This is a genomic window from Pirellulales bacterium, assembly GCA_019636335.1.
GTDB lineage: Bacteria > Planctomycetota > Planctomycetia > Pirellulales > JAEUIK01 > JAHBXR01.
In genome coordinates this window covers 1-11,659 of the sequence record JAHBXR010000003.1, presented here as the reverse complement: position 1 = coordinate 11,659, position 11,659 = coordinate 1, and the positions used below count along the sequence as shown (strand labels likewise).

General features: G+C 64.0%; 10 protein-coding genes. 7 read left to right on the top strand and 3 right to left on the bottom strand.

What is annotated here, in order from left to right:
• Position 1 precedes the first annotated feature (1 nt).
• Positions 2-676, bottom strand: coding sequence for a nucleoside 2-deoxyribosyltransferase (locus KF708_04110; protein MBX3411878.1), 675 nt, complete (start codon positions 674-676; stop codon positions 2-4).
• 422 nt (positions 677-1,098) lie between these two features.
• Here KF708_04110 and KF708_04105 point away from each other — a divergent pair, with 422 nt between their 5' ends.
• The 7 genes from KF708_04105 (at position 1,099) to KF708_04075 (ending at position 8,945) form a co-directional block, all read left to right on the top strand.
• Positions 1,099-2,082, top strand: a complete 984-nt coding sequence (locus tag KF708_04105; GenBank protein MBX3411877.1) for a fatty acid desaturase — start codon at positions 1,099-1,101, stop codon at positions 2,080-2,082.
• 118 nt (positions 2,083-2,200) lie between these two features.
• On the top strand, positions 2,201-3,235 hold the full coding sequence (locus tag KF708_04100; GenBank protein ID MBX3411876.1) for a Gfo/Idh/MocA family oxidoreductase: 1,035 nt from the start codon (positions 2,201-2,203) through the stop codon (positions 3,233-3,235).
• A gap of 8 nt (positions 3,236-3,243) precedes the next feature.
• Positions 3,244-4,089 carry an aldo/keto reductase gene (locus KF708_04095; GenBank protein ID MBX3411875.1) on the top strand — a complete coding sequence of 282 codons (846 nt, stop codon included), beginning with the start codon at positions 3,244-3,246 and terminating at the stop codon, positions 4,087-4,089.
• Between the two features lie 479 nt (positions 4,090-4,568).
• Positions 4,569-5,813, top strand: coding sequence for a hypothetical protein (locus KF708_04090; GenBank protein MBX3411874.1), 1,245 nt, complete (start codon positions 4,569-4,571; stop codon positions 5,811-5,813).
• A 579-nt stretch (positions 5,814-6,392) separates the two neighbouring features.
• Complete coding sequence (locus KF708_04085; GenBank protein ID MBX3411873.1) at positions 6,393-6,971, top strand: RNA polymerase sigma factor; 579 nt, start codon at positions 6,393-6,395, stop codon at positions 6,969-6,971.
• The gene (locus KF708_04080) at positions 6,968-7,708 is read left to right on the top strand and encodes a hypothetical protein (GenBank protein ID MBX3411872.1); all 741 of its coding nucleotides are present in this window, start codon (positions 6,968-6,970) and stop codon (positions 7,706-7,708) included. Before KF708_04085 ends, KF708_04080 begins: the two co-directional genes overlap by 4 nt.
• A 109-nt stretch (positions 7,709-7,817) precedes the next feature.
• The gene (locus KF708_04075; GenBank protein ID MBX3411871.1) at positions 7,818-8,945 is read left to right on the top strand and encodes a PDZ domain-containing protein; all 1,128 of its coding nucleotides are present in this window, start codon (positions 7,818-7,820) and stop codon (positions 8,943-8,945) included.
• A 211-nt stretch (positions 8,946-9,156) separates the two neighbouring features.
• On the opposite strand, the gene KF708_04070 is transcribed toward KF708_04075, so the two are convergent.
• Both KF708_04070 and KF708_04065 read right to left on the bottom strand, forming a co-directional pair.
• Positions 9,157-10,311: a VCBS repeat-containing protein gene (locus KF708_04070; protein ID MBX3411870.1), complete on the bottom strand. Its 1,155-nt coding sequence runs from the start codon at positions 10,309-10,311 to the stop codon at positions 9,157-9,159.
• Between the two features lie 248 nt (positions 10,312-10,559).
• The gene (locus KF708_04065) at positions 10,560-11,588 is read right to left on the bottom strand and encodes a tetratricopeptide repeat protein (GenBank protein MBX3411869.1); all 1,029 of its coding nucleotides are present in this window, start codon (positions 11,586-11,588) and stop codon (positions 10,560-10,562) included.
• Positions 11,589-11,659 lie beyond the last annotated feature (71 nt).

The window sequence follows — 11,659 nt, the reverse complement described above, 5'->3', positions numbered from 1 at the left end:
GTCACGCACCGCAAGCGCGCGGGCGGCCAAACAGGTCGAGCACGATCTCGGCGACGGCCGGGTCGGGCCGCTCGCTGCCGAGCGATTGCAATTGCTGCCACAGTCGCCCGCCGCGCTCGACGACCTCGGCCAGGTGCGTGGGGCAGTCGAACGTACGCGCCGCGTCGATCTCGAACTCGGCGATCTTCAACTCGAGCGCCGCCGGCAGGGCCGACATCGCTTCGATCGTTTCGAAGCGTGTCTGCCCGACGATCAACGGATTGTCGCGCCCCGCGATCGCCGAGCGTGCGTCTTCCTTGAAGATCACCAGCGGCTTGCCGAGCATCCACGCCATGGTGGCCTCGGCGACGGCCCCTTCGTCGGGGACGCGACCGTTCAGGTTCAGCACCAACGATCCGCAACCGAGCACTACTTGGAAGGTGTCCAGGGCGAAGACCGCCTCGTGCAACAGGCGTCCCGCGGCGGCCGGTTCGTACCCTTCCTCGACCAGGTAGGGGTGGACCAGCGCAAACTCCATGCCGTCGGAGTGGGGCACGAAGGGCTCGAAGCCGGCCGAAGATAGCACCCCGGCAATCTGTAACATCTCGCGTCGTTCGGCCTCGTTGAACAAGGGGCCCGCACAATAGACGCGACGCAAATCTCGTAGCGGTTCGATCCGCATAGTCTTATCTGCCAAGGCTTCCGTGCCGCACACCCCGCAAGCTGGGGCTGGAATGCTTCGTGCCTCAAAGCTAACGCCCTGCCCGACTCGCTGCAAGCAAGCGCGCCATCAGGGGGCCAGGCCACCAATGCTTCGAGACGCAAACGATTCTCCCCACCCCGTTTGGATCGTCTGAAGTCGGCTTCTCGGCAGCTTGTCGTAGCGGTAGACTCCGTTAGACTTATGGTGGCGAATGCGAGGCCGCCAGCGCTCGGGGCGACGACTGCAAATTCGGCTGCTTCACCCGCCAAGCCCAGCAACTCTTCGATCGAGGGGCATCGCAAGCTCTGCGAATCCACTCGCCAGCCAGGCCGATCGCCTCCCCGCGTGCTCCCCTCGCAATCAGAAACGATCCAAGTCGCTCGCCAGGGCGATTCCAGGTACGGAGAACAGAACTGATGTCGCCTGACCAACTTGCCAGTCTGGCCGAGGCCGTGACGCCGGTCACTCCCGCCGCCACCCCTTCGGTTGCCGAACCCGTCGCGGCTGAAAAGTCCAACATCGGCCCGATCGCCCTTGCTGAGAATCTCCGCGAACGCTGGCGGCAGGGCATCGACTGGCCGGTGATGACCTGGATCGCCGTGCTCCATATCGGCGCCCTGGGCGCCCCGTTTTTCTTCACCTGGAAGAGCGTGCTCCTGGCGGTCGTGTTGGCCTGGCTCACCGGCGGCATCGGCATCTGCCTGGGCTACCACCGCCTGCTGACCCACAGTAGCTTCACGACGTTCCGTCCCGTCCGCTGGATGATCGCCTGGCTGGGAGGCCTCGCCGGTCAGGGCTCGCCCCTCACGTGGGTGGCCAACCATCGCAAGCATCACGCCTACAGCGATCAGGATGGCGATCCTCATTCGCCCCACGATGGCGCCTGGTGGAGCCACATGCTCTGGCTCATGCCACGCTTCAACGGCAAGTATTACGACTCCCTCTACCAACGCTACGCCCCCGATCTGCTCAAAGATCCCTTCATGCGGATCCTCGATCGGACGTTCCTGTTGTGGTACTTCCTGCTCGGCGGGGCGTTGTTCCTCGTCGGCTATCTCGGCTGGGATGCCTACACCGGCTGGTCGTTCGTCGTCTATGGCATGTTCGTGCGGCTCGTCTACGTGCTGCACACGACCTGGTTCGTCAACTCCGCCACGCACATGTGGGGTTATCGCAACTATGAGACGAGCGACGACAGCCGCAATCTCTGGTGGGTTGGTCTCCTCTCCTTCGGCGAGGGCTGGCACAACAATCACCACGCCTATCAGCGCGCCGCCGACCATGGCCATCGCTGGTGGGAGTTCGACATCACCTATCTCACCATCTGCCTGATGGAAAAGATGGGACTTGCCTGGAACGTCGTGCGCGACCTGCACAAGCGCCGCTCGCCGGCCGCCTAGTCGAGTAAGACGCCGCGAAAGGTGTGGCGCCGCTGGCCGGCACAACGGTGTGCGACACCGCTGGCTTGCCCAGCAGTGGATCGCGGGGGATGGCGCCATCGATAAAGGGCACCCGTCGATGTCCGAAATCCGCATCGGCCTGATCGGCGCGGGCGCCAATACTCGCCTGCGTCATATTCCCGGCCTGCAGGCGATCTCCGGCGTCCGTCTGGTTTGCGTGGCCAATCGCTCGCTGGCATCGGGCCAGGCGATTGCCGGCGAATACGACATTCCGCGCGTCCACGCGCATTGGACCGACGTCGTCGCCGATCCCGGGGTCGATGCCGTCCTGATCGGCACGTGGCCCTACCTGCACGCCGAGGCCACCTGCCGCGCGCTCGAGGCGGGCAAGCATGTGCTGTGCGAGGCCCGCATGGCCATGAACGCCGCGCAGGCGCGGCGCATGCTCGCTACTGCTCAGCAGACCGGCCGTGTCGCGATGCTCGTGCCCAGTCCCTTCGGCCTGGCAGGCGATCGCGTGATGGGCGACTTGATCGCCGCCAAGCTCGGCGAGCTCCGCGAGATCTACGTTCGCGCGCTCTCCCCCCAACTGCTCGACGCCAGCCTCCCCCTGCACTGGCGTCAGCGTGCCGATCTCTCGGGCGTGAACGTGCTGACGCTGGGTATTCTGAACGAAACGGTGCAGCGCTGGTTCGGCCGCACCGAAAGCGTCATGGCCGAGACGTCGATCTTTGTCCCGCGCCGCTTGAATCAAGACACCGGTCGCTTGGACGACGTCGAGACCCCCGATAGCGTGGCCGTGGTGGCCCGCATGGCCAGTGGCGCGACGTGCGTCTACCACGTGAGCGGCGCCGCGCGGCACGCAGGGGGCATGCGGCTCGAAGCATACGGCGCCGCCGGCTCCGTGCATTACGATCTCGAACGCGACACGATCCATCTCGGCACTGCCGAAGACAAACAACTGGCCGTGGTCCCCATTCCCGCCGAGCAAGCGGGGCGCTGGCAGGTCGAGGAAGACTTCATTGCCGCCATCCGAGGGGAGCGCCCCGTCACGATGACGAACTTTGCCGACGGCGTGAAATACATGTGCTTTACCGAGGCCGTCCGTCGCTCGGCCGACACGGGACGCCGCGTTCATCTCTTCGAGGTGTGAGCTCGCCGATGTTCGTGCCGCAGCTCGAAGCGAATCTGCCGCGCACGGCAACGATCAACCGACTGGGCGAGGTCTGCCGACTGGGACTCGCCACGCGCGGCAATACGCATCTGGCCGACGAGGACGTGCTGGCGGCCGTGGCCCGTGGAGTACAGTATCTCAACTGGTGCGGCTACGCCGACGGCATGAGCGCTGCCGTGCGGCAAATGTCGCGCGACGAGCGCCACGCGATCAAACTGGCCGTGCAGCTTGAAGCCCGTACCGCGGACGATGCCCGTCGCGAGATCGAGCGGCTGCTCTCGGAATGCGGCGCTGACTATCTCGACGCGGTCACGTACTATTACGTCGAACATGTCGAAGAATGGCACGAGATCCTCTCCGCCGGCGGCGCTGCCCAGGCGCTCGAGACGCTGCGCGAGCAAGGAGTCGTGCGCGCGATCGGCTTGACGAGCCATCAACGATCGCTCGCCACCTCGTTTGCAGCCAGTGGCCGACTTGATCTCCTCATGCTGCGTTACAACGCTGCCCATCGCGGCGCGGAGCGAGATGTCTTTCCGACGTGCGACGAGCAGAGAGCTTCTGTCGTGGCGTTCACCGGATTGCGCTGGGGCGCTTTGCTCGAATCGACGCCACAAGACCCGCACGATTTCGCGTTGCCGACGGCGGCGGAATGCTACCGCTTTGTCCTCGCGCACCCGGCGGTCGACGTCGCCCTGATGGCCCCCGACACGCGCGACGAATTGGAAGAAAACCTTGCGTTGCTCGACAACTGGCAAGGACTTTCGGCCAAACGCTACGCAGAACTCCTCCAGCACGGCAACCGCGTGCGCGCTCACGCAGGGGCATTTCCCTAGCCTCCGCGCAAGACGCCTGCCCCGCGCTACCTCAACAACCTATTTTGCCGTTGCGCGGCTACTACCCCTAAAGTTTTTTTCTAGCCTATTTCACGGCATATTGACGCAAGTCTTGATATATCGGCCGCGTACGAGAGTCGTCTACCCCATGAGTATGGCATCGTGCCGACAAACGCCTTACGGGGTGGTTGAATTCGCACAGGGTGCTAGCTAGGTTCAGCCCCGATGGAACGCCTTCGGAACGGATTCCCACCGCGGGGCACGACACCAACCACGCCCTGCCAACCCACACTCCCTCGCCCGTAGAACGCCCCGGCCAGCACCTGGTACTCACGGCGTTCTTGGTTCCACGCAGCACGCCCAACCTGAAGCGCTCGGCGCCTGGCAAGCTCCGTGCCGTCACTACGGACAGATCGTTTCGCGAGGCCTGGCTCTTCATCCGACGAGTGGCCTCAAGTCAACTCACGGAGGCGAACAATATGAATTTGATCGTGCTAGTCGCGGTGACCTTGGCCGCACCTCACATGGCCTCGGATCCCACGGCCGACCTGTTGGCCATCAGTGCCGCGGTGCGACCGGCCGAGCCGAAATTTTCGTTCATGTCGGCGCAAAAAGAGGCCCGCCTGCGGGCACTCTTGCCGCAGATCGACGATCGGGCCATGAGCGAGCTACTGGCCGACGACCACCTGCTGCTCTACACCGAAGAAGAAATGCCGCGCGCCTATCAGTTTTGGGATGGCATGTTCCCTGGCGTCCACAGCCCGAATTACAACATCTCGGCCAACAACAGCGAACCGTTCGGCAACGGCAATCGCGAGTTCCCCTGGGGCTCGCCCGCCGGCACTCATCGCACGAGTGACCTCACGTCGTTTCGCTTTCTCTCGCTCCCCCGCGGCGCGGACGGCAAGCAATTGCCAGTCGTCTGGTACCGCCGTGCCCTGACAGGCGATGGCCGCATGGGCTATGCGTGGACGTTCCCAAAAGGCGCCGTGCTGGGCGAAGTCCTGTGTCTGCGTGGCCCCGATGGCAAAGACTACGCCTTCGAATTGCGTATTCGCCGCCGCGAGGTGAACGATTGGGGCGTCGACGTCTTCCGCCCCTTCCCGGCCACAGAGGATCTCGCCGAACGCATCAAAGAACTGCGACCGGGCTGGTACGAGCAGGAGAAACTGGCACGGTTCGTCTCCTACCTGGCGGAGCCCCGCGAGCTCCCCTCGATGCGCCTCGTGGATCAACAGCCGGGCCAGCGTGCCTTCGAACAACGCATGGGGCTCGACACCCTGCCGGCCCTGGACGACGACATGCTGGTGACCGAGTTGCTCACCACCACGCCGTTCCGCTCGGCGCTGGGGGCGACGTGGCGTTTCGGCACGAACGGGCAGCGCACGGCGGCTCCCACGACCGATGCCAAGTTCCATATCGTGCCCGCCAGCTACGATGCCGGCTTCGTCGACGTCGATCGCGTCTCCTGCGTCCGCTGCCACGAGACGGTGAACCAGAGCGTCAACCGCTTCAATGCCGGCCGCGATTGGTATGGTCGCATCCGGGGCTCGGACGGCATCTTCTCGTTCCACCCCTTCTCGCACGGCAGCATCAGCGGCAACGGCTACGTCAACTCGGTCTCGATGCGCGGCGACATGCAAACCGCCGGGCTGCTCCAGCGGTACGACCCGAAAAAGCACCCCGCCGAGAACTACACGAAGATCGAGTACCTGACGGAGTAGTGCCGCTACTTGCGTCAGGCGGAATAAAACTGGCACCGGTTGATCGACAGCGATCGACCGGTGCCATTTTTGTTGGCCGGCGTAAGTGGCTTTAGAATCAGGCGATTGGACCATTTGCAACAGCCGGGTAGCACCGACGATGGTGCGGCGCGACGTCGCGCACGACAACACGCCCGAGTCGCACCGTCGTCGGTGTTGCGCAGCAACCAGAGGGTCGATCGGGCAGGCACCTTTCAGCAGCGCAGCCTCGCCACCACGTCGGTCCGGTCGAAACGATCCTCTTGTCGCTGCGCGACACCGACGAGCTTCCGACTTGCGCGAGATAAGTTTCACGCCTGCTGCGGAAACTCGTCGGTGCTACCCCCCAAATCCAGCATCATACCCTGTTTTCGGGTTCCCAGATTCCACGCGCACGATTTGAGGACCAATTTGGCAAGGGCAACCTGAACTTTTAGCTCTGACAAGGCACTAGTCCCTCATCCCACGTAGATGGCCTAAGTTGAGTGGCAGAAACATTATCCAACATTCTATATACACGCCGCAAGACAGCCCCCCTCGGCGGCAACTATCTTGGCGGACATGACGCCCACGAATCCGCGGGCCGCCGAGGATGGCCCCCCCGATCAACCGCCGATCGACCCCAGCGCGGTGCTGGCGCAGAACGAGCGCTGGCTGCGGACGGTGGTCTACGCGCGATTGGGTCAGCCCGATGCCGTGGACGAAGTGCTGCAGGAAGTCGCCCTGGCGGTGGTGCGAAATCGCGCTCCGCTGCGCGACCCAACCAAAGTGGCGCCGTGGCTCTACCGGCTGGCGGTGACGCAGGCCCTGCTCCACCGGCGCAAGCTCGGCCGGCAACGGCGGCTGGTCGATCGAGTGGCGATGCGGCGCGGCGTGTCGGAAGAAGACGCGCGCGAGGCCGATCCGCTCGACTGGCTGCTGGCACGCGAACGTAGCCGCCTGGTCCGCGAGGCGCTGGCGCGACTGCCGCGACGCGAGGCCGAGATGCTGCTGCTCAAATACAGCGAGGACTGGAGCTACCAACAGATTGCCGACCATCTCGGGCTGACGCACGCAGCGGTCGAAAGTCGACTGCACCGTGCCCGTGCCAAACTCCGCCAGGAACTGACCGTGCGAGAGGTGATCGAGACGACACGATGAGCGCGCCGCAACAAGAACTGAACGCCGCCGAGTTGCAAGACCTCGAACGTCTCGTCGATGGCGAGCTCGAGCTTGCCGCGCAGCAACAGTTGCTGCAACGACTCGAACAGGTCCCCGAGGGTTGGCGGCGCTGCGCTCTGGCGTTCCTCGAGTCGCAAGCGCTCGCTCGAGAATTATCCCTTCCCACGACCCGGCCGAGCGATACGCCGGTCCTCGCGGGAATCACCATCAACGACGCTACCGCACAACCGACCGTTGCTCCGGTTCAACGCCAAAAGAGAGTCTCGCCCGTCTTCGCGCTGGCGGCCAGTTTCTTGATCGCGTTCGGCTTGGGGCTTGCGCTCCGCGGCACGATCCTGCACGATCCCAGCACCGGCGGGGTCCCGTTGGCCGAGTCGGAGGCCGAGTCCGCGTCGGGAGATCCGGTGGCCCAAGCAGCGGCGCCACCACTCGAACACGCACGCCCCGTCCAGATATCTCCGGCCCCGTCCGATCTGAAAAACGCTTCTCCCAGTGGCGCACCGATCCGCCTGGTCGGCTCGGACAAAGACGGCCGCCCCGCCGGGATGCCACGGCGATCGTTGATTCCCCCCCAGGTACGACGCGCGTTGGAACGGATGGGACATCGTGTCGAAGAGCACCTCGAGATGCTCCCCATCGAACTGGAAGATGGCTCGCAAGGGTACGTGCCCGCCGAGCGCATTGAGTTGCACTACATCGGAAATCAGTATCAGTAGGCCAAGATCGGCCAGGCCACGATGAAACACCGGAATCGACCGTGCTGCCGCCACACGTTGGCCCGGTAGGCAGTCCGTGCGAGCCATGCCCGAAGGGAGTGTGTTTGCCATGAAGATCGCCCGCTGGAAGGACCGCCTCGCGTGGTTCGCTATGGTCTCGGTCGTGTTGCTGTCGGGCGCCTGGGTGCAGGCCCAGCAGCCGACTCCGCCGGGCGACGTGCTGTTGCCGGCTATTCCCGGCCTCACCCCCCAGAGTTTGAACCTTCCCACGGCGCCGGTGCCGCCGCCGAGCCCCTACTGGGTTGGACTCGAATGCTTTCCGGCGGACTCGACGTTGCGCACACAACTCGGCCTGCCGGAAAATAGCGGACTCGTCGTGGCCGAAGTCGCCCCGGACAGCCCCGCTGCCAAGGCGGACATCAAGCAGCACGACGTGCTACTGAGCGCCGGCGACAAGCAACTCTCCTCGGTGGCCGATCTCATCGAGGCGATTAACGCGTCGCAGGGAATCACGATGTCCAAGGCCGGCGAACCGCTACGGAAATCGGAGGAGGCCGTGCCCGCTCCGAGTAAAACGCTGACGCTGGCCGTATTGCGTGCCGGCGAAAAGTTGACGATCGAGGTCACACCTGCCGCGCGCGAGGTGAACGCCCGCGCTCTGCCGGCAGGGCCGGGTCGCATCTTCGGGCCCGACAGCCGAGCGCTGACCAACTGGATCGAGCAGTTGCGGGGCGCCACCGCCCCCGGACAAGGGCCCCTCTCGTTCTGGGTCGCCCGGCCGGACGTCATCTTCCAGGGCGCCGCCGAATTGCCCGAGGATATGACCATCACGATCAAGAAACGAGGCAAAGAGCTGGCCCAGATCATCGTCGAACAGGGAGAGAAGAGCTGGCAAGTGACGCAAGATCGCCTTGCCGAGCTTCCCGACGACGTGCGCCGCCACGTCGAGCCGCTGCTCAATCCCCTGGCGCAAGTAGCGCCAGGCGCGGCGCAGGAGATCGAACGCGTCGAACGTGAACTGCTCGGCCGCGTCCGCGATCTCGATCCAAACGGTGCCCTTCGTAGCCGCCTGGAACAGCGTCTCGAGCAACTCCACGAACAACTCGAAGGAGTTCGCCGCTCGGTCGAAGAGTTGAAGAAGCCGAGCGCGGACAAAGCAGCGCCAAAAAAGGAACAGCCGGCAGCGAAGCCGGCAGAAGATCTGCCCGAGCCGAAGAGCGACGCCAGCGAAGTCTGACGTAAGTCAGGCACCCCATGCTTGACAACGGCTTTAACGCAAAGGCGCAGAGACGCTAAGACGCAAGCTCTAGGTGATTAACACCGAGGCGCTGCTTGCATCGAGCAACACAGGCTAACAGCCTGTGCCACCGCCATATCTTTTTCTTTGCGTCTCTGCGGCTTCGCGTCTTTGCGTTAAAAAGTTCTGCGAACGAATCGCCGGTCTAAGGCTAGTCGCGGACCTGCAGGAACACGTTCGTTCCCTTCTTGTTCGATGTCGCCACGTCGAGCAGGCCGTCGCCGTTGATGTCGGCCACGTCGAATTGCGTGCCCACGCCGCTATCGTGGTCGAACTGGTGCGCGATCCACTTCGGCTTGCCCTTCTCTCGCGTCAGTTCGAACCAGTACATCACGGCGGGTTGATCGGAACCCGGATCGCCACTGGCGCCGTGTGCCCACCAACGCTTGCCTGTCACAAAGTCGGGCAGGCCGTCGCCGTTGATATCGGCCAGCCACAGCGAGTGGGTCTGCGAGAAGCTGCGATCGATCTCGTGCGTCTTCCAACCCTCGGACGTCTGCTCGTGCCACCAGATGCCAAACGCGTGCGCGCTCGAACTAAGGACGTCGTTGTCGCCGTCACCGTCGAAGTCATAGACGTACATGTTCGCGCACGGCTCGCCAAACGGCGCCGCATGGAATTCCCATTCGCCCTGGCCGAGCTTTTCCGGGGCCTCCCACCAGCCTTCGTTACAAAGAATGTCGGGCCGGCCATCGCCGTTTACATCTCCCACGCCTAGTCCATGCGAGAACTTTTGCGTGCCCGGTGCGTTCGGCTTCGAGATCGGCGTGATCTTCCAGGGCGCCGCCGGATCGGCCGTCGGCTTCGCATAAGCCATGCGATTCTCGCCATCCGAGAAGATCAGCTCGCGCCGGCCATCTCCGTCGATGTCGAGCATGTTCGGGCTTTCATTGTTCGTAACCGGCACCGCCTCGTGACGTTTCCACTTCCCCTCGGTCGATTGGGGGTTTTCGAACCACCACGTCTGCTTGCCTGGAAAATCGACCACGATGATGTCGTTCCAGCCATCGCCGTTGATGTCGTCGATGAAGTTGCAGAACGTATCGCTGTAGTTGGCGGGATCGAACTCGTGAGCCTCTTCGGCAAACACGTGCATCTTCCAGTCGGGCGCGGTGAAGTAGACGCTGCCGGCCGTGATGTCGGGCTTGCCGTCGTTATTCAGATCGCCGATGGCCGAGCCTTCGCTGCGAAATTTCCCCTCGATCTGCGTCCGTTTGAACTGGATGCCTTCGGCCCACGACGTAGCGGCGCACGTCGCCATCAACACGCCCAAGACCCACGAGGCCCGACAGACGATGCACTTCATAGACTCGTTCCTCTCGACGCTCAAACGGACCGCTGCTTCGCGTATCAAGACGCAAGGCCGCCTGCCGTGATGGTTGCAATTCAATAGAGGGGGCGCGTGTTGCACCGCGCCGACAAGGCGCAGCGCCGCCCGACAACAGACCGCTACAGTCTACTGTCGGCGCCGGCCCGGCGAAAGAAACGCCCGCCGCGCGATGGCCCGCCGTAAGCGCCCGCCATGTAGGCAGCAGCGTGCGAGAACTCGGCTTGCTACTGGGCGAACTGACTGGTGCCCTTCCAGGACCAATGGCTGGCGGTGGTCACTCCGCTGCTCCCCCCCACCGCGGCCGAAGCGGCGTTGCCGTGCGTCGTCGAGCCCGGGAATTCCATCGTCGATGGCCCGGTATTTCCGCCTGCCGAGGCCCGCGCCGGGCCAATGGCGCTGGCGGGCAAGACCTGCGGCGCCGCGGCCGTCCCCGGTGGCGCCTGCCCCGGTTCCACATAAGGGACGTAACGGGCCCCATTGGGGGCATACTCGGCAGCGACCTCGGCGGCCGAGGGATCGGCCTCGAACCGCGTAAACGATTGCAGGGCGCGGCGCGAGTTTTCGTGAGTCGGGTCGGCGGCCAGCGCCTTCTGAAAACACGTCTTCGCCGCGTTGTTGTCGTCGCGCGAGGCGTAAATAAAGGCGACGTTGTATTGCGCGTCCGCTTCGCTCCCCGCCTTGCGGAATTCCACCAGCGCCTGGTCCATGCGTCCCTGATGTCCGTAGACGAGTCCCAGGTTGTTGCGATAGCGCGCCTCGGACGGTGCGAGATTCACCGCTTTGAACAAGGCGCTTTCGGCCTTGTCGAGTTGCCCCTGCAGGAAGAAGCAATAGCCCAGGTCGTTGAACAACTGCGCCTCGGTCGGGGCGCGCTCGATCGCCTGCGAGTACAGGGCCTGCGCCTCCCGATGCCGGCGTTGCTTGTCGGCCACGATTCCCAACCGGTGATACGTCTCGTAGCGGTCGGGAAACTCGACGATCATGGCCTGGTACAAATCGCGAGCCTCGACCAGCTTGCCGCTGCTTTCCAGCGTTCTCCCCTTGGCAATCTGACGCAAGAACTGCTGCTCGGCTTCTTTCTTCTTGTTGACGAAGGGGATCGCACGACGCGCCGGTGGCGCATGGTCCAGATCCATCGAGAGCCGCTCGCCGGGCAACGTCGGTGGCGAGGCGCAGCCGCTCAACGCTGCCGTCGTCACGGCGCCGGCGACAAGGCTCCAGAAGGTTGCAGTCGTGCGAGGCCAGCGAATCATGATTCGACCCATTTTTTCTTGCGAGCAAGGTTTATACCGGTGCCCAGGCGTTGAGCCAGCGACGCTTGATT

What these genes read in the sequence shown, in the direction of transcription:
- KF708_04065 (MBX3411869.1), bottom strand. Translation starts at nt 11,588, where the DNA reads ATGATTCGCTGGCCTCGCACGACTGCAACCTTCTGGAGCCTTGTCGCC.
- KF708_04095 (MBX3411875.1), top strand. Translation starts at nt 3,244, where the DNA reads ATGTTCGTGCCGCAGCTCGAAGCGAATCTGCCGCGCACGGCAACGATC.
- KF708_04105 (MBX3411877.1), top strand. Translation starts at nt 1,099, where the DNA reads ATGTCGCCTGACCAACTTGCCAGTCTGGCCGAGGCCGTGACGCCGGTC.
- KF708_04080 (MBX3411872.1), top strand. Translation starts at nt 6,968, where the DNA reads ATGAGCGCGCCGCAACAAGAACTGAACGCCGCCGAGTTGCAAGACCTC.
- KF708_04090 (MBX3411874.1), top strand. Translation starts at nt 4,569, where the DNA reads ATGAATTTGATCGTGCTAGTCGCGGTGACCTTGGCCGCACCTCACATG.
- KF708_04070 (MBX3411870.1), bottom strand. Translation starts at nt 10,311, where the DNA reads ATGAAGTGCATCGTCTGTCGGGCCTCGTGGGTCTTGGGCGTGTTGATG.
- KF708_04100 (MBX3411876.1), top strand. Translation starts at nt 2,201, where the DNA reads ATGTCCGAAATCCGCATCGGCCTGATCGGCGCGGGCGCCAATACTCGC.
- KF708_04085 (MBX3411873.1), top strand. Translation starts at nt 6,393, where the DNA reads ATGACGCCCACGAATCCGCGGGCCGCCGAGGATGGCCCCCCCGATCAA.
- KF708_04075 (MBX3411871.1), top strand. Translation starts at nt 7,818, where the DNA reads ATGAAGATCGCCCGCTGGAAGGACCGCCTCGCGTGGTTCGCTATGGTC.